Origin of the sequence: Desulfosarcina sp., from assembly GCF_046496365.1 — a bacterium.
Classification (GTDB): Bacteria; Desulfobacterota; Desulfobacteria; order Desulfobacterales; family Desulfosarcinaceae; genus Desulfosarcina.
The window spans coordinates 1-21,406 of sequence record NZ_JAWOHB010000142.1 but is presented as its reverse complement, the minus strand read 5'-3'; the positions used below and the strand labels follow the sequence as shown (position 1 = coordinate 21,406).

The 21,406-nt window shown below is 55.6% G+C and carries 19 protein-coding genes; 5 read left to right on the top strand and 14 right to left on the bottom strand.

Going from position 1 to position 21,406, the window contains the following annotated elements; genetic code table 11:
* Positions 1-61: 61 nt before the first annotated feature.
* Positions 62-331, top strand: a complete 270-nt coding sequence (locus tag R6V78_RS13650) for a hypothetical protein (RefSeq protein WP_410289920.1) — start codon at positions 62-64, stop codon at positions 329-331.
* A gap of 117 nt (positions 332-448) precedes the next feature.
* On the opposite strand, the gene R6V78_RS13645 is transcribed toward R6V78_RS13650, so the two are convergent.
* From R6V78_RS13645 to R6V78_RS13620, 6 genes are all read right to left on the bottom strand, one after another.
* On the bottom strand, positions 449-1,870 hold the full coding sequence (locus R6V78_RS13645; protein ID WP_410289919.1) for a cobyrinate a,c-diamide synthase: 1,422 nt from the start codon (positions 1,868-1,870) through the stop codon (positions 449-451).
* A gap of 54 nt (positions 1,871-1,924) precedes the next feature.
* The gene (locus R6V78_RS13640) at positions 1,925-2,173 is read right to left on the bottom strand and encodes a dissimilatory sulfite reductase D family protein (protein ID WP_410289918.1); all 249 of its coding nucleotides are present in this window, start codon (positions 2,171-2,173) and stop codon (positions 1,925-1,927) included.
* A 74-nt stretch (positions 2,174-2,247) separates the two neighbouring features.
* Positions 2,248-3,393, bottom strand: a complete 1,146-nt coding sequence (gene dsrB / locus R6V78_RS13635; protein ID WP_410289917.1) for a dissimilatory-type sulfite reductase subunit beta — start codon at positions 3,391-3,393, stop codon at positions 2,248-2,250.
* Between the two features lie 15 nt (positions 3,394-3,408).
* Complete coding sequence (gene dsrA / locus R6V78_RS13630; protein WP_410289916.1) at positions 3,409-4,722, bottom strand: dissimilatory-type sulfite reductase subunit alpha; 1,314 nt, start codon at positions 4,720-4,722, stop codon at positions 3,409-3,411.
* Between the two features lie 353 nt (positions 4,723-5,075).
* A complete protein-coding gene (locus tag R6V78_RS13625) occupies positions 5,076-6,227 on the bottom strand; it encodes a hypothetical protein (protein ID WP_410289915.1) in 1,152 nt (383 codons plus the stop codon).
* Positions 6,228-6,308: 81 nt separating this feature from the next.
* A complete protein-coding gene (locus tag R6V78_RS13620) occupies positions 6,309-6,932 on the bottom strand; it encodes a tetratricopeptide repeat protein (RefSeq protein ID WP_410289914.1) in 624 nt (207 codons plus the stop codon).
* A gap of 166 nt (positions 6,933-7,098) precedes the next feature.
* Between R6V78_RS13620 and dapA the strand changes: the two genes are divergently transcribed.
* Positions 7,099-8,133 carry a 4-hydroxy-tetrahydrodipicolinate synthase gene (gene dapA / locus R6V78_RS13615; RefSeq protein ID WP_410289913.1) on the top strand — a complete coding sequence of 345 codons (1,035 nt, stop codon included), beginning with the start codon at positions 7,099-7,101 and terminating at the stop codon, positions 8,131-8,133.
* Positions 8,134-8,213: 80 nt separating this feature from the next.
* Here the strand turns inward: dapA and R6V78_RS13610 are convergent, their stop codons facing one another.
* The 8 genes from R6V78_RS13610 to R6V78_RS13575 form a co-directional block, all read right to left on the bottom strand.
* Positions 8,214-9,017, bottom strand: coding sequence for a YkgJ family cysteine cluster protein (locus tag R6V78_RS13610; RefSeq protein WP_410289912.1), 804 nt, complete (start codon positions 9,015-9,017; stop codon positions 8,214-8,216).
* A 282-nt stretch (positions 9,018-9,299) separates the two neighbouring features.
* The gene (locus tag R6V78_RS13605) at positions 9,300-11,033 is read right to left on the bottom strand and encodes an ABC transporter substrate-binding protein (protein WP_410289911.1); all 1,734 of its coding nucleotides are present in this window, start codon (positions 11,031-11,033) and stop codon (positions 9,300-9,302) included.
* A gap of 168 nt (positions 11,034-11,201) precedes the next feature.
* Positions 11,202-11,480, bottom strand: a complete 279-nt coding sequence (locus R6V78_RS13600; RefSeq protein ID WP_410289910.1) for a DUF2160 domain-containing protein — start codon at positions 11,478-11,480, stop codon at positions 11,202-11,204.
* 12 nt (positions 11,481-11,492) lie between these two features.
* Positions 11,493-12,296: a carbohydrate ABC transporter permease gene (locus tag R6V78_RS13595; protein WP_410289909.1), complete on the bottom strand. Its 804-nt coding sequence runs from the start codon at positions 12,294-12,296 to the stop codon at positions 11,493-11,495.
* Positions 12,293-13,177 carry a carbohydrate ABC transporter permease gene (locus R6V78_RS13590; RefSeq protein ID WP_410289908.1) on the bottom strand — a complete coding sequence of 295 codons (885 nt, stop codon included), beginning with the start codon at positions 13,175-13,177 and terminating at the stop codon, positions 12,293-12,295. The genes R6V78_RS13595 and R6V78_RS13590 overlap by 4 nt, the downstream gene beginning before the upstream one ends.
* 12 nt (positions 13,178-13,189) lie before the next feature.
* A complete protein-coding gene (locus R6V78_RS13585; protein WP_410289907.1) occupies positions 13,190-14,275 on the bottom strand; it encodes an ABC transporter ATP-binding protein in 1,086 nt (361 codons plus the stop codon).
* Entirely contained in the window at positions 14,262-15,386 is a 1,125-nt protein-coding gene (locus R6V78_RS13580) for an ABC transporter ATP-binding protein (RefSeq protein ID WP_410289906.1), read from the bottom strand. Before R6V78_RS13580 ends, R6V78_RS13585 begins: the two co-directional genes overlap by 14 nt.
* A gap of 123 nt (positions 15,387-15,509) precedes the next feature.
* A complete protein-coding gene (locus tag R6V78_RS13575) occupies positions 15,510-16,283 on the bottom strand; it encodes a DeoR/GlpR family transcriptional regulator (RefSeq protein WP_410289905.1) in 774 nt (257 codons plus the stop codon).
* A gap of 268 nt (positions 16,284-16,551) precedes the next feature.
* Between R6V78_RS13575 and glpA the strand changes: the two genes are divergently transcribed.
* The 3 genes from glpA to glpK all read left to right on the top strand — a co-directional run bounded on the left by glpA (position 16,552) and on the right by glpK (position 21,135).
* Positions 16,552-18,138 carry an anaerobic glycerol-3-phosphate dehydrogenase subunit GlpA gene (gene glpA / locus R6V78_RS13570; protein WP_410289904.1) on the top strand — a complete coding sequence of 529 codons (1,587 nt, stop codon included), beginning with the start codon at positions 16,552-16,554 and terminating at the stop codon, positions 18,136-18,138.
* A 34-nt stretch (positions 18,139-18,172) separates the two neighbouring features.
* A complete protein-coding gene (gene glpB, locus R6V78_RS13565) occupies positions 18,173-19,477 on the top strand; it encodes a glycerol-3-phosphate dehydrogenase subunit GlpB (RefSeq protein WP_410289903.1) in 1,305 nt (434 codons plus the stop codon).
* A 146-nt stretch (positions 19,478-19,623) separates the two neighbouring features.
* Positions 19,624-21,135 carry a glycerol kinase GlpK gene (gene glpK / locus R6V78_RS13560; protein ID WP_410289902.1) on the top strand — a complete coding sequence of 504 codons (1,512 nt, stop codon included), beginning with the start codon at positions 19,624-19,626 and terminating at the stop codon, positions 21,133-21,135.
* The last annotated feature ends 271 nt before the right edge of the window (positions 21,136-21,406 follow it).

Below are 21,406 nucleotides of genomic sequence, written 5' to 3'. Positions count from 1 at the left end.
GTGATCAATTTTCAAAGCAATGATGGAAAAGCCCAGCCCATACAAAAAAAGGAGGTACGGTATGAATGAAAAAGAAAAAGAAGGCGCATTTTCGATTGTCTTCGATCAAGAAGGCAACCCCATTGACATCATCCCAGGAATCGGATGCAAGGTGGTGGCTGATGAGTCGGCAACATCAGACAGTCTGAAGAAGATCCTCGATTTAATAAAAGAAAATTATAGGGAAGCGAAAGTGAGGACCGTTGGCTGCCATTTGCTGCATGTGTATAACAGCCCGGGCTGTTATATCTTGACAGCCAGTGGCAGATTGAAATGCATTTGCTGCGGGTAGGGCTGATAGGCGCTACGGGAAAGTCTTTTACATTTGAAAAGAGGGACGGGTTGCCCTTCACCGGGCAAGGCGCGATCGCACGCTTTCGGTCTCCGCTGCCTGCCTTGGGTATGGCCGCTACCGATTGTTCCGGTAAATTAGCGCCCTTTTGACGAGAGCGGGCGCCCAAGAACGTGTCCCTAAGGCATGGATGTGGGTGTAAGTGGCCAGGACATTGTTGAGGCAAACGCCATCCCTGCCGTCAAGGAAGCCCTTGCCGCGCTGCATTGAGAAGGCCAGATTTTCGTCGCGCCCTTTCCATGCTTTCACGCTGGAGTAGTGAAATTCGTGGCCCAGCAGCGTGGATCCAACGGGGAAATAGGGGTTGGCTTTTTCAACCATGACGATGGTGTAGCCATGGCCCTGGGGACGCTTGGAGAAGCCGAACACAACCGGAAGGACCCCGGCCATTTCGAATTCGCCATCGTCCAAATGCAGGCGTTCGCCCAGATACATGAGGCCCCCGCATTCGGCATATATGGGCAGACCTTTTTCAGATAGTGCTTTCAATTCATTTTTAAAGGCTTTGTTGGCTTGCAGTTCCCGGGCGTGGGTTTCCGGAAAGCCGCCACCGATATAAATGGCATCCACCGGGGGAAGCTGTTCATCCGTCATCGGACTGATGAATACCAGCCTGGCGCCGGCGGCCTCGAGGGCTTCCAGGTTTTCCGGATAGTAAAATTGAAAGGCGGCATCTCTGAAAATGCCGATGGTGGGTTGGTCGGAATTTGAAATGATTCCATAATCATACGGTTTTAAAACCATACGATCTTCAGCGGGTGCAGCCGTTGCGGCCAGACGCTGAATCCGATCAAGATCCAAATATTTTTCTGCTACCAAGCGGATGGCAGCGATGGCGGAATTCGCCCAACTGTGTTCGGGGGTGGGTACCAGCCCCATGTGGCGTTCGGGGAAAGCCTGCTCTTTTAGTTTCGGTACCGCTCCCAAAACCGGAATGCCGGTATACGCTTCGATGCTGCGGGTAAGAATACTCAGGTGTCGCTTACCGGCCACGCGGTTCAGGACGACGCCGCCGATGCGCACCTGTGGATCAAAGGCGATAATGCCGCTTACCACGGCCGCCATGGTCCGGGTGGTTTTGGTGGCATCAAGGCATAGGATTACCGGCAAACCGAGCAACTTGGCTATCTCGGCGGTACTGGTTTCCCCTGTCGGGTCGATGCAGTCGTAAAGGCCCCGGTTGCCTTCGATGACGGCAAGGTCTATATTTTTGGTATGGCTTCGGTATGATTCGAGGATGGTATCCCGGTCAATCAGAAAGGTGTCCAGGTTATAGCAGGGCTGGCCGGCCGCAAGGGCCAGCCAGCCGGCATCAATATAATCCGGACCTTTTTTAAAAGGTGCGATGGATCTGCCCAGACCCCTAAAAGCGGCAATGATTCCAACGGAGAAAATTGTTTTCCCGGATCCCCCGCGCAGGGCCGCGACGACAATACCCGGTGTTGTGCGGGGACGCTGGTTAGTTGGAGCCTGATTCAATTAATTACACATGGCGACGGGTTACCGATCGAGGGAAAACCCCGCCGCAGAATGCTATTTTTCTTTTTCTTCGTGCTCAGCTGCGGCCTGTTTCCCGGTTCCGGGCATACCGTACATGGAAGTGCTTCCCGAAGACCAGTATTCCAAAACGTTATCCTGGACCAGCTGGTTGACAATTTTTTTTGCATCGCGGGGCTTCATGTCCAGAATTTTGGTCAGGTCGTTGAAGTAGAATTTACTTTTGGTCTTCAACTTTTTGGTCAACTCTTCTACGATCAGCTTTTTTGCCTCTTCGTATTCCATGGTAACCTCTTTTCTAAAGAAGGCAGGGGGGGCGCGTGGCCTCCCCCTGCATAGAATGGTTCATCGGGTATAAACTAAAACTTGAACTGTGTGGTCTGACGCCAGGTGTAATAGGCGGGATCACGGAAGTCATCGATCAGATGATGGGTAAATTCAAGTTCGCATTTTTCGAAGAAGCGCTCCCAGCCAATTCTCTCGGCCCAATCGCCCACACGCTCATACTTGTTGGCACCCGCCGAATACGCTTCAACGATGCGCTTGATGGTTGACGTGGTTTTTTCCCAGCGGGGCACTTCATTGGGCAGGAATGCGACGACGACCTTGGAGAACTTGGGTGTGCTGATGCGGTTGGAGACTTTACCGCCCACCATCAGAACGATACCGTCACCCTCTTTGTCAGCCAGAGGCATGGAGGGACACATGGTATAGCAGTTTCCGCAGAACATGCAGCGGTCATTGTTAACGGCTACAGACTTCAATTCCTTGTCGCCGACTTTCACCTTGGCCGGCTTGATGGCCGCTGTGGGGCAGGCCGCAATGGCCAGAGGGATTTCGCACATCTTGTCCAGATACTCATGATCCAGCAGCGGCGGTTTTCTGTGGTAGCCGAGAATGGCGATATCGGAGCAGTGTACGGCGCCGCACATGTTCAGGCAGCAGGCCAGGGATACGCGCAGCTGTGCCGGCAGGCGATGCTGTTTGAAGTCGTCAAAGAGCACGTCCATGGTGGCTTTGACCGGGCCGGAGGCATCGGTGGCCGGGGTATGGCAGTGGATCCAGCCCTGGGTGTGAATGATGTTGGTGACGCCTGCACCGGTGCCGCCCACGGGGAACTTGAAGCTGCCGCCGTCAAACTTGCGGCTCTCCAGATCCTTGATCAGAGGCTCGACCTTGGCTTTGCCGTCCACCATGAACTCGATGTTGTTGCGGGTGGTGAAGCGCAGGTGGCCGCCACAGTGCTTGTCTGCGATTTCGCAGATCTCGCGGATGTGGGTCACGCTCATCAGACGGGCACCGCCCACACGAACAGTGTAGCACTCGTCGCCGCTTTCGGCCACGTGCACCAGTACACCCGGTTTGATGATTTCGTGATACAGCCATTTACCCTTGTTCTTGGCGATGACCGGCGGATAAAACTGATCGTACTTTTGCGGGCCGATGTCGGTGATCCGGTTTTCCATCGGTTTGTCGGGATTGTATCCTGAAGAAATAAATGCCATTGTGATTCCTCCCCTCTATCTCAGGTGGTCTTTTCTGAATGCGTTGATGTCACGATCCCAGCCGCCGTCAACCTCTTCCTCTTTCCAGAAGATGTAGGGGTTGTGGCGCGGTTCCTGAACATGCTGCGGCATCGCTTTGATGTTGGTGGCCTCCAGCAGCTTCTGGAATCCCTGACGTTTGATCAGCTCACCGAGACGTTCACGGTTTTTGCCTTCTTCCATCCACCAATCCCAGATTCCTTCGATGACTTCCTTGATTTCGTCGTAGGGTTCTTCAACTTTAATGAAGGGCACCAGCAGGGAACCCATCTGGGCGCCGTCGAGAATCGGGGCCTTGGCGCCGACCAGCATGGAGAGGCCGCGGTCTTCACCGATATGCAGGGCTCTGGGCATGACATTGATGCAGTGCATGCAGCGGGTGCACTCACGATTGTTGATGAACAGTTTGCCGTTGTCGTACTTCATGCATTTTGTCGGGCACAGGCCGGTGACCTCTTTTTCGATGTCGAACTTGCCCCAGTCCCGACCGCTGTGGGCGCCGCCGTTGGGGGCGAATTCGCCGCCGACGTAGCCGGCAACTGCTTCCTGGTCGATCTTGATGTCATCCTTCCAGGTACCCACAAAAGAGATGTCCGCGCGGGCGATGGAAGCCACGCAGCAGTTAGGGCAGCCGTCAAACTTGAACTTGAACTTGTAGGGGAAGGCCGGACGATGCAGTTCGTCCTGATATTCCTGGGTCAGGTTGTAGCAAAGGTCCTGGGTGTCGTAGCAGGAGTATTCACAACGGGAGGACCCGATGCAGTCGGACGGGGTACGCAGGTTGGAGCCGGAGCCACCCAGGTCCTGGTTCATGTTGTGGGTCAGCTCGAAGAAAATTTCTTCCAGCTGCGGGGTAGAAGTTCCGATGAAGATTATATCACCGGTGGAGCCGTGCATGTTGGTGACGCCCGATCCGCGGAATTCCCACAGGTCGCAGAGTTTTTTAAGGAATTCGGTGGTGTAGTACTTGCCGCCGGGCTGGGCGATGCGCATGGTGTGAAAATGGGCCACGCCCGGAAACATCTGCGGCTGGTCGCAATAGCGGCCGATTACACCGCCGCCGTAACCGAAGACCCCCACGATGCCACCGTGTTTCCAATGGGTCATTCCGTGTTTGAAGGACAATTCCAATACACCCAGAAGGTCATCGACACAGTCCTGGGCGACTTGGAATTCCACGTTTTTAGGGTTCTTGGCCCTGTGCGCGGCTTCCTGCTTCAGATCTGACACGAAGCTCGGCCACGGCCCGGACTCAAGCTGGTCCAACAAAGGGGTTGCATGCTTTGCCATCTTTTACCTCCATTTGAATTGATATTAAGCCAACCTGCCAAAAAATATAGAACCGACCCCGATGGGGGGTTTCACGGTCACCTCCTCTCGGATTTTATTGTATATCGTGTCGGGATTATCGGAATCACGCGATTTTGATCCTAAAAACTGCAAGGAGCAGATATAGAATTAATCATGGGGCTTGTCAATAAAAAAGCCTGGTTTCGAGCAGTTAAGCAACAGATGACCCTATCAACGCGCCGAGCATACAAAATGTAGCGAAAGCTTTTCTTAAAACAACACCATGTGGTATTGCGAGCCCGCTTCTGCATGGTTGGCCACCATCACGTGCGGCCACAGGGGCATAATTTTACCTATCCAGCCGACAATATTCGACAAATCCCGCTGATGTGATGGAGCAGGTGGCTGTCGACAACGCGATACTCTTCGGAGCGCGCATTAAAAACGGCCGCTGTGACCCGCTTTGCCAGGGCCAACAGATCCGGCAATGCGTGGCGGTTAAAATATTCCCGGACGATCTCGGAAAACAATTCGGGAAAGCCGCTCATTCGTGCGGTCAGGTCCAATCCCTGAAAAAAACCGTCCAGCATGGGAACCAGACAGTGATCCGGTGCCCAGGCAACGGCTCCCACCCCGTCGATACGGTCCAGACGCATGCACACGGACAAGTGGATGAAAAAAAGCAGCAGTGTATCCAGAAGCGCCCTTTCGTCTTCCGGTTCAGCGGCCAAGCCGGAAAGGGGAACATAATCCCGTACGGTGATCAGTTTGACGGTCACCCGTTCCCCTTCAACCTTGACGACAAAGTCACCGGCTGCATGGTGCCATGGAAATATCTGACAAGCGGTGATCGGTTCGTAGCAGGCAGCCAGGATCATGGTGGCGTTTCGATAAAGATTCGCCACCTGTTTGTCCGTAAGCAACACCGGCGCAACCGCCCCATCCCAGACCACCATGGCCAAGTCAGCGCTGTCAGGGCGCCGGGTCAGGTGGAATTCATGAAAATTGTCAAACCAGTCCCCTAAAAACATGGGTGGCTCGGTGGAGGAACAGCCGTAAATACGGGGAAACCAGTCAAAGGGCCGCTGCCGACTGAGATGCGTCAGCGCCCTTACCTCGCGCTGCAGGGCCTGGCGTCCGTGGTCGGATACGGCCACGTTGACCACAAAGCAGAGTGTTTGATCCTTGATCGCCACCTGGATCCGGGCCGGATGGTAAAAGGCCCCGTGCTTTTCCAAAAAGACAGTCAGGCGTCCCAGATCCTTCTGTAAAACCGGCTGGGCCAATTTTCTGGCGGCTGCCCGCAGGACAACATTCCAGCCGGCGTCCGCGCAAAATCTTGCAATGGCTGAAAAATATCTGCCATAGGTAACCGCATTGGCGTCAATCGGGCCGGTTGCTCCGTTTGCAGGCAGGCGATTGATCGGCAGCGGGCAATGCCACAGCGAATGGTTTTCATCAATGGGATGACGGGTTGTGGACAGGCAAAAATTAACGATCGGCATGGTACGGGGGCACCGGAGAAAATGATTGTCAGCGGGTCTCCGGACCAGGTTTGACGATGTCCGGAGACTCAGCCGGTATGATCAGGAGCGAAAAGGTTCCAGTTCATTCATTATTTGTGGGGCCACATCATAACCCAGCTGCCTGGCTTTGTCTGCATGCACCAGGGCAAGATCAGTCTGTCCGTCCTCCAGGTAGGCGATGGCAAGATTGTTGTGGGCAATGGCAAAATCCGGTGAAAGTTTTAACGCTTTGAGGTTGGCGGCGATGCTGTCCTTGACCCGACCCTTCATCAAATAGGCATTGGCCAAGGTTGCAAACGCCTGGATAAAACGAAAATTGAACACGGTGGCTTTTTCCAGGGCCTTGATGGCACCATCGACATCCCCGCGTTGGAGCAGCACAAATCCGATATTTCCCCACCCCTCGGAAAAACCTGGCTTGGCCTTGACGGCCCGCTGGTTCCAGTCCAGGCAACCATCCGTATCTCCGCGCTTCAGGCAAATGCCGCCGATCTGGACATAGGCTTCGGCCAGTCCGGGGCTGCACTCGATGGCAGTGAAAAATGATTTTTCGGCTTCTTCGACCTTTCCTTGTCCCAACAGGGCCACACCAAGGTTGTAGTGAGAGGTGCCACAATCGGGGTTTGAGGCGATGGCATTTTTTTGCTGGTCAATGAACGCTTCCGCATTGGGTGCTTTTTCCATGGTAACATCCTTTTCCGGTGGCTTCACCGGTGGTGATTTGCTCATTAAATCAAAAAAATTAACGTGACCGCTTGCCTGTGTCAAGGAAAATAATCGATGCCATTCCGCTTTTCCCTTGACATAAAAAAGCAACTTCCTTAACAATGTGACATTTTAAGGAGGTAATATGAATTCAGGATGTTATACTGCGATGGTCACGCCTTTCGACGGTTCGGAGGTCGATGAAGCAGGGCTTGCCCGCCTCGCCGACTTTCAAATCCAAAATGGGATCAGCGGCATTCTGGCCGTGGGGACCACAGGTGAAAGCCCTACCCTGGCATGGGAGGAGCACAATCGTGTGGTTCAGCACTATTCACGTCGGACCAAGGGTAAATGCCTGTGCATCGCCGGGGCGGGGAGCAACAACACCAAAGAGGCGCTTTCCGCTACCCGCCACGCCGTCGAAGCCGGCGCCGATGCGGTGCTGTTGGTGGATCCCTATTACAACGGACCCAGCTCCATGGAGATCAGAAAAGAGTACATTGCCAAGGTGGCGGCCGCCTTTCCCGATTTACCCATTATCCCCTATGTCATACCGGGGCGAACCGGTGCACAGCTGCTACCCGAAGACCTGGCCTTGCTGTTCGAGGAACACCCGAATGTAAATGCGGTGAAAGAGGCCACTGGAGATCTTGACAACATGCGCCGAACCCGCAGATGCTGCGGGTCCGAATACGCCATTTTTTCCGGTGACGACGGGTTGACGTTTGAAATGATGACCGATCCCCAGATTGCCGCCGCAGGGGTGATATCCGTGGTCGCCAACATTGTCCCTCGGGCCATGAGCGATCTGGTCCGCCTGTTGGCGGCCGATCAGATCGAACAGGCCCGAAAGCTGGCGGACGCTCTGACGCCGCTGTTCGGGCTGGTCACGGTAAAAACCATGGAGAAAACGCCCTATGGTGAGGTGGTGTGCCGGGCACGAAATCCGCTGGCACTCAAGACCCTGATGCAATTGCTGGGAATGCCCTCGGGACCCTGCCGCGCGCCGCTGGGAAAAATGAGCCGGGCCGGCCTGGAGCAGGTGGTGAACATTGCCAAGACCGTTCAGTCGGCCAACCCGGAAATTTTCGCACCGCTGGCGGACTGCTTCAACGTGAACATTGATGCGCGGCTCAGCGACCAACGCTTGCTGGAAGGGCTGTATTATCCGAACTACTGATCTTGCCTTTGAACGAGAACGCCGGTCTGGGCATCGAAAGTTGCCATTCGTGGAGGGGTGCTGCGCTGCCGGCCCATATCTCAAGTCGGAAATCCCTTATCCGCGAAGTTGGCCGCCTGCTGTTCGGGATCGGTTTGCTTAAACAAAGCCCCTTTGAGCCACTTCAGTCCGAATTTGAGCAGTTCGATTTCATCACGCCTGATTTTTTCCACGGTGCTGCCGTCTACGTCGACACGCTTGAGAAATGAGGTATCGAAGACAAATTCTCTGAATTTGTCGATGTCATAGCTCACCAGGAAAAACATCTGCTTGGCCTTTTCGGTCAGTTTAATATTGGGTGGAAAGGAGCGTTTGCGCACCACAAGGTCCGTCCACTCGCGGTTGATTTCGTCCCGCAGATCAACCCCCTGGTCTTCGCGCCATTTGGCCACGGTCCAGTCGGCATCTTCTTCGAAACCCTTGCAGTGGGGCTCGTTGATAAAAAAGAAAAAGCCGTCGTCGTCGGCACCCTCCTTGTGCTGCAGCGTGGCCACACCCAGCGGATAGTAGCGGCATGACGTGGGGCGATCCGTATAGATGATGCAGCCTTTTTTATCTTTGACAAAGGGACAGGATTCGCGCTCGTCGTCGAGCAGTTTGAGGGTGACCATGGGCAGGTCTGTTTTTTCCAGCAGGTGCGGTTGCGTGTAGAGGGCCAGAAATTCCCGGGACGAAAGGCCCAGGCGGTTTTTCATCCGGATGATGTCATAGGGGGTCAAAATGATATGGATGCCACGGCAACACAGGGTAAAGCACGACACCCCGGGTTTGCATTTAAATTTAAATTGACTGCCGTATCCCAGTCGCACCGGCGAGATACAGGCTGTTTTTTCCGCCTCGTTCATGGGGTGTCCTTTCAGGTTCATTCGATGGTTGGGCCGTATTTAACGTAAGGCCATGGCCAAAGTCAAACGGTAATCCAGGCGACGGCAGCGGTGAACCGCGATAGCGAGCGCCCTCCCCGCGGCTTGCCGCGGGGAGGGTTCAATACGGCCACCAGATTGGTCGTCCAAGCGAAGGGGCGTGAATCGCACCCATAGGCAACTGAGCAAGCGGAGCTAAAAAAGACCGTGGCCGGTTCCAAAAGGGACCGGCCACCCGTTCTTTGTTTTGTAGGGGCGTTGGCGTTATTTCACCTTTCCCTCGCGCCAGGCCTGGATCAGCTTGTCATAGTCGACTGTTTCGCCTTTGGGTTTTTCGTTGGCCAATTTTGCTTTGGGTGAGCCGGGCTGGTTCAGCCAGTAGGCTTCATCCTTCTCTGGATTCAGTTTTGGGCCGCACTCGCTTTGGGTCTTGGAGCGGGCGATGCGCTCCAGCACTTTGTCCATCTCTTGGGCCAGATTGTCCATGGCCGTGTCCACGGTCACTTCACCTGATACCGCCTCGCCGATATTCTGCCACCACAACTGGGCCAGTTTCGGATAATCGGGCACATTGACGCCGGTCGGCGTCCAGGCAACGCGGGCCGGGCTGCGGTAAAATTCCACCAGACCGCCGAGTTTGGGGGCTCTTTCGGTGAAGGATTCATGACGGATGTCGCTGTCACGAATGGGGGTCAACCCCACATGGGCTTTTTTAAGCGAGGTGGTTTTGGCTACGCAGAACTGGGCAAACAGCCAGGCTGCCTTGCGGCGCTCGAGGGGCGTGCTCTCCATAAAGGTCCAGGAGCCGCAGTCCTGATAACCCAGCTTCATGCCTTCTTCCCAGTAGGGGCCATGGGGTGAAGGGGCCATGCGCCATTTGGGGGTACCGTCTTCATTCACCGTTGGCCCCGGTTCGACCATGCTGGGCAAAAATGCGGTGTACCAGAAGATCTGCTGGGCCACACTGCCATTTGCCAGAAATGGCAGATAGGTGTAAAAATCCATGCCCAGACTTCCCGGAGGGGCATACTTCCTCAGCCATTCCATATATTTGCGAAGCGCGTACTTGGCTGCCGGACCATTGGCGGCACCACCGCGCGCCACGGTCGCGCCTACAGGCTGACAGCCTTCCATGCGGATGCCCCACTCATCCACCGGCTTGCCATTGGGAATGCCCTTGTCTCCGGCACCGGCCATGGACAACCACGCATCGGTAAAACGCCAGCCGAGATCCGGAGCTTTTTTACCATAGTCGTTGTGGCCGAAAACGGCCTTGCCGTCTATTTCACGGACATGTTCAGTGAAAAATTCGGCAATATCCTCGTAGGCCGACCAGTTGACCGGAACCCCCAGTTCATAGCCGTAGATCTCCTTAAACTGCTTTTGGAATTCCGGCCGCTTGAACCAGTCGTAACGGAACCAGTAGAGGTTGGCGAACTGCTGATCCGGCAGCTGATAGAGCTTGCCGTCCGGTCCTGTGGTGAAAGACTTGCCCATGAAGTCGTCGACATCCAACGTCGGCAGGGTCACGTCCTTGCCTTCGCCGGCCATGAAGTCGGACAAGGGCACGACATAGCCATAACGGGCGTGGGTACCGATCAGGTCGGAATCGTTAATCCAGCCGTCATAAATATTTTTGCCCGAGGCCCATTGGGTCTGCAGTTTTTCAATAACATCGCCTTCCTGGATCAGGTCGAAAGCGACCTTAATGCCGGTGATCTCTTCGAAGGCTTTGGCCAGGACTTTGGCCTCATACTCATGCGTTGGAATGGTTTCGGAGACGACCTTGATGTTCATGCCGACAAACGGTTTGGCCGCATTGATGAACCACGCCATCTCCTTGAGCTGTTCTTCTTTGGACAGGGTAGAGGGTTGGAACTCCTCGTCAACCCACTTCTTTGCCGCGGCCATGTCCGCCATGGCCGGACCGGCTGCCAGGGCGAACATGATCGCCAAAGCAACTCCCAGAAGCATTGTCTTTTTGATCTTCACGTTCATGGGTCTCCTCCTTTAAGCCTTCAGGGGTGGGATGGGGCTGTCGGACGGCATCGCCGGCGTGAAGGCTGTAAACGCCCAACGATAGAGACCCGCCCGCTTTTGAAAATTTGAAAACGGGGTGCAACAATTTTTTGGAGCGATTCGGGTATCCACAAACGGGTTTGTTTTTTATCCCCAGCGCATCACGATAAACAGCCAAACCGCTGAAAGGGGTAACGCAAACCACAAATTAAAATCCGTGAGCCCGAGCCAGGCCAGATGGATATAGGCGGTGCCCAGCAAACCGACAAAAAATCGGGTGCCCCGCGTGGTTGGGATCTTCAGAAATCCGCGACGTTCGACGGTCGGCGACACCAGTTCCCAAACGAGCATGCCGGCGATCATCAGAAAAATGGTGATGAAGAAAATTGCCGTCGGGGCGGTCCAATACATCCATTCAAAACGCATGCTGACTCCCCTTTATACGCGACCCAGTGCGAACCCCTTGGCAAGGTGGTTGCGAACGAACCAGATGACCAGGGCTCCCGGAACGATGGTGAGGATGCCATTGGCGGCCAGCAGGCCCCAGTCCAAACCGGTGGCGCTGATGGTCCGGGTCATGGTGGCGACGATCGGTTTGGCCTCGGTGACCGTCAGTGTCCGCGCAAACAACAGCTCGACCCAGCTGAACATGAAGCAGAAAAATGCGGTGACGCCGACGCCGGCACGGATCAGTGGAATGAAAATGGTGATAAAGAAGCGCGGGAAGGTGTATCCGTCGATAAAGGCCGTTTCGTCGATCTCTTTGGGGATGCCGGACATGAATCCTTCCAGGATCCAAACCGCCAGAGGCACATTGAAAAGGCAATGCGCCAGGGCCACGGCGATATGGGTATCGATCAAGTTTACCGTAGAGTAGAGTTGGAAATAGGGCAGCAAAAATACCGCCGGCGGGGCCATGCGGTTGGTCAGCAGCCAAAAAAACATCTGTCCATCGCCGAGGAATTTAAAGCGTGAAAAGGCATAGGCCGCAGGCAGCGCAAAGGCCAGGGACATGACGGTATTCAGGCTCACGTAGATCATCGCATTGATGTAGCCCGAATACCAGGTATAATCGGTGAAAACCTTTATGTAGTTTTCAAAGGTAATGTCGGATGGGTAGAGGGAGAAAGAGCGCATGATATCCGCGTTGCTGCGTAGCGACATATTCAGCATCCAGTATATGGGAACAATCAGGACCGCGAAATAGAAGAGTAAGGCGAAGGTTCTTTTTTGGATTTTCATGACGGCTTTTCTCCTTTGCCCACATTCAGGAGCGCCTGGTAGAAGATAAAACTGAACAGGAGAACGATGAGAAAATAAATCAGGGAAAAGGCTGCGGCCGGTCCGAGGTCAAACTGGCCGGTGGCCAGTTTGACCAGATAGATGGACAGAAAGGTTGTTGAGTTGCCCGGTCCTCCGCCAGTTAGCGCAAAGGGTTCGGCGTAAATGAGAAAGCTGTCCATCCACCTGAGTAAAACGGCGATCGTAAGGACACCGCGCATTTTGGGTAGTTGGATATAGCGAAAGACCGCCCAGGACGAAGCGCCGTCAATTTTAGCGGCCTGGTAATAGGCCTCCGGGATTGCGCGCAGCCCGGCATAACAAAGCAACGCCACCAGCGGCGTCCAGTGCCAGACCTCCATAGCCATCAAGGTGACCCATGCGTAAGCGGGTCGTGCGGTATGGTCAAAGGGTACATCGAGAAGATTCAGACTGTTGATGCCGACACCGAACAAGCCGATATCCGGTCGGGTAAAGATGATCCAGATGGTGCCGATCACATTCCACGGAATCAGCAGGGGAATTGCCAGTGTTACCAGACTGGCGGAGGCACCCCAGCCCCTTTTGGGCATGGCCAGCGCGATCAGGATTCCCATGGGGATTTCGATCAGCAGGACCAATCCAGAAAATATAAACTGGCGCCCCAGGGCATCGTGTAGGCGAGTATCGGTCAACATCGCCTTAAACCACTCAGTCCCGACAAATACGGCATTGCCCGGACCGAAAATGTCCTGGATCGAGTAATTGACCACGGTCATCAGCGGAATAATGGCGCTGAAAGCCACGACGACAAAAACCGGCAGCACCAGAAACCATGCCTTGTTGTCGGCCCATTTTTCCATGGGTTCCTCCCTTTATCTGACCAGCCGTTCGTCGGCAAACAGTTTGGTTCGTTGCGGCGGAAACTTCAGCCACGCCTGGGATTCCGGAACCGGGTGCCCCTCAGGCACGCGGACTAGTAGGGTGTGACCGTTGAGGGCGGTTGTCAGAATTTGGAAGCTGCCCTGGTCTTCCACGGTTTTCACCGTTACCGGCACGCCACCGTCGACCGCCGAGCTGTGTACCTTCAGGTGCATGGGGCGGATGCCCAGCTCCAGCACCCCCCGGGCCTCGGCCCCGAGAGCGGCTGTTTCCGGATCCAGGGCGATGGTCACCCCGCCGACCCGTGCCTTTTGGCCTTCAAGGATGCAGGGCAGAAAATTCATGCCGGGACTTCCGATAAAATAACCGACGAATTTGTGGCGGGGATTTTCAACGAGCTCCTCCGGTGTGCCGATCTGAAGGATTTCGCCTTCGTACATGAGGATTACCTGATCCGCGAAGGTCAAGGCTTCCACCTGGTCGTGGGTGACATAGATCAGGGTAAGCTTCAATTGTTCGTGGATCTCTTTGAGCTTGCGCCGAAGATGCCATTTCAAATGGGGATCGATCACGGTCAGGGGTTCATCGAAGAGTACGGCCGCCACGTCGCTGCGAACCAGGCCGCGGCCCAGGGAAATTTTCTGCTTGGCATCGGCGCTCAGGCCGGCCGCCTTTTTCTTCAGATCCGGGGTCAAGTCGAGGATTTCGGCCACCTCCTGCACCCGCCGGGCGGCGTCCGCTTTATTAAAGCCCCGGTTTTTTAACGGAAAGGCCAGATTGTCGAAAACGCTCATGGTGTCGTAGAGCACAGGAAACTGGAACACCTGGGCGATGTTGCGCTTTTCCGGAGGCAAGGCGGTCACATCGGTGCCGTCGTAAAGCACCCGGCCCCGGCTGGGCTTGAGCAGTCCGGAAATGACGTTGAGCAGTGTGGTCTTGCCGCAACCGGAAGGTCCCAGTAGGGCATAGGCGCCGCCATCTTCCCAAACGGTATTGATCTCTTTTAACGCATAGTCTGATCGCGTTGCAGGGTTGGGGTGGTAGGAGTGGGCGATTTCATCGAATTCAATCCGCGCCATGGCGTTCTCCTGGCTGTGGTTGCACGGCGGTTCCACCCGCCTGGGGAGCGGCTACCAGCCGGCCGGTGGTGTCGTAGACATAAAGGTGCGCCGGGTTGATGAACACGGTGATCATGCTTCCCATGGTAAAGGGATGCACCCCGTCCTGCTGCACCACGAAGGCGCTTTTTCCATGATGGATGTAGATGAAGGTTTCCGAGCCATTGATCTCGGCCAGTTCAACCCTGCCGGTGATGGCGATGTCTCCGTCCGCCCGCCTGGAAAGCCACAGGTGGTTGGACCGGAAGGCGAATCGGTATGATTCATGCGCCAACCCGGCAAGATGTCCGTGCAGGGGGACCGCGATGTCTTCTCCCATGACAGCCCGGCCGTTGGCTACGGAACTGTCGAGGGCGTTGATGGGGGGGTCGCTGAAGACCTCCGCAACTCTCAGGGTCTCGGGTCGCTGATACACCGTGGCGGTGGCACCGGTCTGCAAAACCCGCCCCTCATCCAAGAGCACCACATTTCCGCCCAACATCAAGGCTTCGGAGGGTTCAGTGGTGGTATAGACCACAATGGCGGACCGTTTCCGGAAAATTTCCTGCAACTCCACCCGCAGTTCTTCTCGCAGTTTGTAATCAAGGTTGACCAGGGGTTCATCCAGAAGCAGCAACTGGGCATCTTTAACCAGGGCGCGGGCGATGGCGGTTCGCTGCTGCTGGCCGCCGGACAGCTCAGCGGGAACCCGGTTGAGCATATCCTCCAGATGCAACATTTCCGCGGTTTCGCGGACCCGCCGGTCTATTTCCCTTTTGGATATGCCCATAATTTTTAGCGGAGATGCGATGTTTTCATAAACGGACAAGGAGGGGTAGTTGATAAACTGCTGGTAGACCATGGCGATGCTTCTTTTTCTCACTGAAACACCGGTTACATCCTGGCCGTTCATGATGATTTTTCCGTGGGTGGGTCGGTCCAGCCCGGCCATGATGCGCAGAAGCGAGGTTTTTCCGGAGAGAGTTCTGCCCAGCAGCACATTGCGGGATCCCGTTTCAAATGCAAGATCAATCTGCCGGAGATGCGTCTCTCCGGCCACAATTTTACTGATTTTCTGGAGGGTTAAACCCATCGTTCGGACTCCGATCTGTAGACTCAGCGCGATGGTTGGGGTGTGAGCAAGAGAAGTGGGATGTTGGGGATTAACCTAACATCCCGATTTTATTTTCGCAAGCGAAAATTTTTGGCGTTCTTTTCAGGCGACGTGGAGCGCTACCTCCGATGCGGCGATGATTTCGGCAAGTCCGGCAGGGGGCAGGCGGTCTGTAAAAATACAATCTATTTCGGCAATGCTCCCAAGACGAACCATGGCGTTGCGTCCAAATTTGGTGTGGTCAGTTGCCAGAAACACCTTGCGAGAATTGTCGATGATGGCCCGGGCGGCCCGGACTTCACGGTAATCAAAGTCCAGAAGGGTTCCGTCAAAATCGATGCCGCTGATACCGATGATGCCGTAATCCACTTTGAACTGGCTGATGAAATCGATGGTGGCTTCGCCGATTATACCCTGGTCCCGGTGGCGGACCAGCCCGCCGGCCACGATGACTTCGAATTTTTCATTTGCACTCATGATTGAGGCCACGTTCAGATTGTTGGTGATCACCCGCAGGCGCTTGTGGTTGCACAAGGCATGGGCGATGGCTTCGGTGGTCGTGCCAATATTGATAAACAGGGAGGCGTTGTCCGGAATGTGCTGGGCCAGCAAGTGGGCGATTTTTTGCTTTTCTCGAAAGCAGAGCACCTTGCGCTCGGTGTAAGCGACGTTTTCCGTTGATGTCGGCATGGCGGCGCCGCCATGATAGCGGCACAAATGGCCCATTTCGCTGAGCGTATTGATGTCCCGGCGAATCGTCTGCGGTGTTACCGAAAAGGCCTGCGCCAGGGTTTCAATGGTTACGAAACCCTGGGTCTGCACCATTTTTCGGATTTTTTCGTGGCGTTTGCGAACCGGCCCCGCTTTGCCTTTCATTCTGGCTGCTGGGGCCATTTGGTCCAAGGCATGGTTGTTTTTCATTTTACTGGAGTCCCGGCTGAGTCGAAAGGATATTTTCGTTTAGGAAATTTTTTTACTGCCATTGATTTTATACGAACATTTCAGGTGACAAATTTTCCCTGCCGTGCTATTTTTGAAGGTAAAAAATTGATTAACAGGCAGATAATTTTTCTATTATGCATACCATTCACGACACTTTTTCTCAAGTGAAAACCACATGTGACGGCAACCCGGAAACATCCGGATGGCCGGTTTGACGGTCATGATGAATAAAACCTTGTCAACCCAGGTGCTGATCATCGGCGGTGGTGCAACCGGTGCGGGCCTGGCCAGGGACTTGGCGCTTCGCGGCATCGCCTGCATCCTGGTTGAAAAGCAGGACATCAATGCCGGAGCTTCCGGTGGAAACCACGGCCTGTTGCACAGCGGCGCCCGGTATATTTCCTCCGACCCTGCGGCAGCGCGGGAATGCCGTGACGAGGGGGCGCTAATCAAGCGTCTGGCACCTCAGTGTGTCGAAAACACCGGCGGACTATTTGTCGCTGTGAAGGGAGATGACGAAAGATACATTGCCGATTTTACCGACCGCTGCGCAGGCTGCGGTATCGCCGCCGCAGTGGTTGACCCAAGGGAAGCCCTGGAAATGGAGCCCTGCCTTTCACCGCACACCATCGCCGCCTTCGCCGTGGAGGATGCTTCCGTCGACCCGTTTAAACTTTCATTGGACAATCTGGCTCAGGCCGGGAGGCTGGGAACCTGTTTGCTGCTGCATCACAAGGTGGTGGGCTTTGACAAGCACGCCGGATGCATTGAAACGGTGCGGCTGTCAGCGCTGCGCAACGGGAACGATGTGCGGGTTCATGCCGATCAGATCGTCAACGCCAGCGGGGCATGGGCTGGGGAGGTGGCGGCCATGGCCGGCGCCTGTATCCGCATGGTCTATTCCCAAGGCAGCTTGATCATCAGCCAGGCGCGGATTGGCCAGCGAGTGATCAACCGGCTGCGCCAGCCAGCAGATGCGGATATTCTGGTTCCTGCCGGGACAGTGTCCATTTTCGGTACGACATCCAAACGGATCGACTCGCCGGACAAGTGCCGACCCACCGTTGCCGAAATCGATTCCATGATCCGCGATGGCATGGAAATGGTTCCCAAGCTTGCTGATACCCGTTTCATCCGCGCCTATGCGGGTATTCGGCCCTTAGTCAGATCAGGCAGCGGTTCGGAAGACCGTGCTGTGAGCCGCGGCTATTCGCTGCTGGGCCATGAAGAAGACGGGCTGGTGAATTTTATTACCATCACGGGCGGCAAGCTCACCACCTATCGACTCATGGCGGAGAAGACCGCGGATTTGGTTTGCCAACGGTTGGGAAATACCGTTCCCTGCCGAACTGCCGAAGACCCCCTGCCCGCTTCCAGTGAGGCCCGCTTTACCGAGCCGGGACTGACGCCAAAAATGTGGTTCAAAAAAAAGGACCCTTCGGACCTGTTGCTTTGCGAATGTGAAATGGTTCCCACCAGCGTGTTCAACGAAATTGCCGCCACACTGGCAACTGCCGGCCACCGTCCCGGTCTGCGGGAGATGGGCCAGCGCAGTCGGGTGGGCAAAGGGCCCTGTCAGGGATCCTTTTGCAGTTTGCGCATGGCCGCCCATATGTACAACGAAGGCATGCTCAAAGAAAGTGAAGGGGTCGATGAGCTCAAGGATTTTTTGAATGAACGCTGGCGTGGAATGCAGCCGCTGCTCTGGGGGCCAGCTGTCTCCCAGGCCGAACTTCAGGAGGCGCTTCACTGTGGGTTGCTGGGTCTGGATGTGAGTGAATCCGTGTAACGCTTCCGGTCGTGGGGCGAGAAGCATACATGCCATGAAAAAAGATAAATCAGAGGCGGTTTCTTGTCGGTTGATGGTTGTCGGGGCCGGTATGGCTGGAACCGCTGCGGCCCTGTTTGCCGCTCGGCGCGGTATTGCCACCGTGCAGGCCGGGCTCACCGGAGAAACCCTATATGCCAGTGGCCTGTTCGATCTATACGGCGTCACCCACGACAGCACCCGTGTGTTGATCGATGAACCCTTTTTGGCCCTGAAACGTCTCAAACAAAACGTTCCCGACCATCCCTTCTCCCGCCTGTCCATCCGCCAGATTCGTTCCGCGTTTGAATTGCTCACCAGGTTTCTTGGGGAGGCCGGCCATCCCTATGCGGGTTATCCCGATAAAAATGCCAGGCTGATCACTTCGGTTGGAACGATCAAGCGTACATTCCGTGTTCCCACGACCATGTGGGCCGGGGTTCGGGCGCTGGAGGAAAAGGCGCCCTGCCTGATCGTTGACGTCCGGGGGTTGCGCGGCTTCAGTGCGCTGCAGATTGTCGACACGCTGAAACCGGCATGGCCGGCATTGGCGGCCGCTTCCATTGATATGCGCCAGGAAAACCGACTGGGACCCAAATATGCAGAACACATCGCTCGGGGCATGGAGGTAGAGGCGGCTCGCCGGGAGCTGGCCGAATCCATCCGCCCCCATATATACCAGGCGAAATATGTGGGGATACCCGCCATTCTCGGGATCCACGACACCAAAGGTGTTCACAGGGACCTCCAGCAGATGATAGGGCGACCTGTTTTCGAGATTCCCACCATGCCGCCGGCCGTTTCCGGCATTCGCCTCAAGGAGACCTTTGACCGCCGTATGCCTCAGCTGGGGGTTAAATGCTATTATCACCACCGGGTTTATTCCATAAATCGTCAAACAGACGGTCGGTTTGCCATCGAGCTGGGCAAAACCGAACCCGAGACAACCGTGACGGCGGATTGTGTGCTGCTGGCCACCGGCCGGTTTCTGGGTAAAGGGCTGGTGGCCCAGCGCCAGGGTATCCGCGAAGCGCTCATGGATCTGCCTGTTTGTCAGCCGCATGACCGCAGCTGCTGGCACCGGGAGCAATTTCTGGATCCCCGGGGCCACGCCATCAATCTTGCCGGAATCGAGGTGGACGACCGGTTTCGGCCCTTGAATCAAGATGGCCGGGTCGTTTATGACAATCTGTATGCGGCCGGTTCCATTCTGGCCCACCAGGACTGGATCCGAACCAAAAGTGGAACCGGGCTCGCCGTGGCCACGGCGTACGGTGCGGTCGAAGCCATTGACAGGTCGCTCGCCTGCAGCCAGCGCTGAATCCGGCTGTCAGCCTGCTGCCCAATCGTCCCGGTGGCTTGGCGTTTAGCCTTTTAATCCGGTTGTCCATTTCCGCGAAAAATGTTAATTCCGAGAGAACCATCCCATCGTTCGGGTCAACCCATGCTCAAGGAGAGGAGCGACACATGGCCAGTTATATCGGCGCATTGGATTTGGGAACCACCAGCAGTCGTTTTATCCTTTTCGACCATCAGGGACAAATTGCCGGCGTTGACCAAAAGGAACACGAGCAGATCTTTCCCAGGCCGGGCTGGGTCGAGCATGCCCCCCTGGAGATCTGGGAAAACACCCGAAGGGTGATCAAAGGCGCCATGGGAAAGGTCGGTGCTACAGGCAAGGATATTGCTGCCATCGGAATAACCAACCAGCGGGAAACGGCAGTGGTCTGGGATAAAAAAACCGGCCAGCCCTTTCACAACGCCATTGTGTGGCAGTGCACGCGTACAGATGAAATCTGCAACATCCTGAAAAAAGAGGGCGGGCAGGATCGCTTTCGTAGAAAAACCGGGCTGCCCATTGCCACTTATTTCTCCGGACCGAAAATCAAATGGATACTCGATAACACTCCCGAGGCGAAGGTTGCCGCGGACAGGGGCCGGGCGCTGTTCGGCACCATCGAGACCTGGATTATCTGGCAGCTTACCGGGGGACCGGCCGGCGGTGCGCATGTGACCGATGTCTCCAATGCTTCGCGTACACTGCTTATGGACCTGAAAACGCTGGACTGGGACGATGAGATCCTTTCGATCATGGGGATTCCCCGGCAGATGCTGCCGCGGATTGTACCGTCCATCGACAAAAACACCTGGGGCCACACGCTCAAGGAAGGTCCTCTATCTGCGACGGTGCCGGTCTGCGGAGCCCTGGGAGACCAACAGGCCGCCCTGGTAGGCCAGACCTGTTTTGAGGTTGGTGAAGCCAAGAACACTTACGGGACCGGTTGCTTCATGCTTCTTAATACCGGCCTTGAGCCGGTTCAGTCCGCCCACGGCCTGCTGACCACCGTGGCATACCAGGTCAGCGGGGAAAAGCCGGTTTACTGCCTGGAAGGGTCGGTGGCCATTGCCGGTGCCCTGGTGCAGTGGCTGCGGGACAACCTGGGGCTGATCGGTTCGGCGCCAGAGGTTGAGACGCTGGCCCGAAGTGTGGATGACAACGGCGGCACCTACATTGTTCCAGCCTTTTCAGGCTTGTTTGCCCCCTATTGGCGTTCCGATGCCCGCGGTGTTATCGCCGGCCTTACCCGCTATGTCAACAAGAGCCACATTGCCCGCGCGGTTCTGGAGGCCAACGCCTACCAGACCCTGGATATTATGGAGGCCATGAAAAAAGACTCGGGTGTGGTGCTCAACAGCCTCAAAGTAGACGGTGGCATGGTGGCCAACGATCTGCTCATGCAGTTTCAGGCTGATCTGCTCAACGTACCGGTGATCCGGCCGTCCATCACCGAGACGACGGCACTGGGTGCCGCCTATGCAGCCGGACTGGCTGTCGGATTCTGGGGCTCCATGGACGATCTGAAACAATACTGGACGGTGGACAAGACATGGCAGCCGAAGATGAATGATGATGTACGCCAGGCGGGTATCCGAGGATGGCGCAAGGCGGTTCAGCGCACCTTCGATTGGATGGATTGATAATCGGGTCAATGTGGGTTTCGTCGCTGACTGACCCTTCGGTTCGAGAACATTGCATCCCCATCCGCTTTGGCGTTCTTTCTAACTTACCCTATTGAGGTTTAACCCCCACAAACAGATTGGCGATACCCAATGTCATCCGGCGGCAGGTGATAGGGGAAAAGCCCGCTTGCGCCATGATTGCCATGAAAACATTGGGTATCGCCAATCTGTTTGTGGGGGTTAAACCTCAATAGGGTAAGTTAGAAAGAACGCCAAAGCGGATGGGGAT

What these genes read in the sequence shown, in the direction of transcription:
- R6V78_RS13575 (WP_410289905.1), bottom strand. Translation starts at nt 16,283, where the DNA reads ATGAAAGGCAAAGCGGGGCCGGTTCGCAAACGCCACGAAAAAATCCGA.
- R6V78_RS13640 (WP_410289918.1), bottom strand. Translation starts at nt 2,173, where the DNA reads ATGGAATACGAAGAGGCAAAAAAGCTGATCGTAGAAGAGTTGACCAAA.
- R6V78_RS13605 (WP_410289911.1), bottom strand. Translation starts at nt 11,033, where the DNA reads ATGAACGTGAAGATCAAAAAGACAATGCTTCTGGGAGTTGCTTTGGCG.
- R6V78_RS13585 (WP_410289907.1), bottom strand. Translation starts at nt 14,275, where the DNA reads ATGGCGCGGATTGAATTCGATGAAATCGCCCACTCCTACCACCCCAAC.
- R6V78_RS13650 (WP_410289920.1), top strand. Translation starts at nt 62, where the DNA reads ATGAATGAAAAAGAAAAAGAAGGCGCATTTTCGATTGTCTTCGATCAA.
- R6V78_RS13610 (WP_410289912.1), bottom strand. Translation starts at nt 9,017, where the DNA reads ATGAACGAGGCGGAAAAAACAGCCTGTATCTCGCCGGTGCGACTGGGA.
- dsrB (WP_410289917.1), bottom strand. Translation starts at nt 3,393, where the DNA reads ATGGCATTTATTTCTTCAGGATACAATCCCGACAAACCGATGGAAAAC.
- R6V78_RS13595 (WP_410289909.1), bottom strand. Translation starts at nt 12,296, where the DNA reads ATGAAAATCCAAAAAAGAACCTTCGCCTTACTCTTCTATTTCGCGGTC.
- glpB (WP_410289903.1), top strand. Translation starts at nt 18,173, where the DNA reads ATGAAAAAAGATAAATCAGAGGCGGTTTCTTGTCGGTTGATGGTTGTC.
- R6V78_RS13590 (WP_410289908.1), bottom strand. Translation starts at nt 13,177, where the DNA reads ATGGAAAAATGGGCCGACAACAAGGCATGGTTTCTGGTGCTGCCGGTT.
- dsrA (WP_410289916.1), bottom strand. Translation starts at nt 4,722, where the DNA reads ATGGCAAAGCATGCAACCCCTTTGTTGGACCAGCTTGAGTCCGGGCCG.
- glpA (WP_410289904.1), top strand. Translation starts at nt 16,552, where the DNA reads ATGGCCGGTTTGACGGTCATGATGAATAAAACCTTGTCAACCCAGGTG.
- R6V78_RS13580 (WP_410289906.1), bottom strand. Translation starts at nt 15,386, where the DNA reads ATGGGTTTAACCCTCCAGAAAATCAGTAAAATTGTGGCCGGAGAGACG.
- R6V78_RS13625 (WP_410289915.1), bottom strand. Translation starts at nt 6,227, where the DNA reads ATGCCGATCGTTAATTTTTGCCTGTCCACAACCCGTCATCCCATTGAT.
- glpK (WP_410289902.1), top strand. Translation starts at nt 19,624, where the DNA reads ATGGCCAGTTATATCGGCGCATTGGATTTGGGAACCACCAGCAGTCGT.
- dapA (WP_410289913.1), top strand. Translation starts at nt 7,099, where the DNA reads ATGAATTCAGGATGTTATACTGCGATGGTCACGCCTTTCGACGGTTCG.
- R6V78_RS13620 (WP_410289914.1), bottom strand. Translation starts at nt 6,932, where the DNA reads ATGGAAAAAGCACCCAATGCGGAAGCGTTCATTGACCAGCAAAAAAAT.
- R6V78_RS13600 (WP_410289910.1), bottom strand. Translation starts at nt 11,480, where the DNA reads ATGCGTTTTGAATGGATGTATTGGACCGCCCCGACGGCAATTTTCTTC.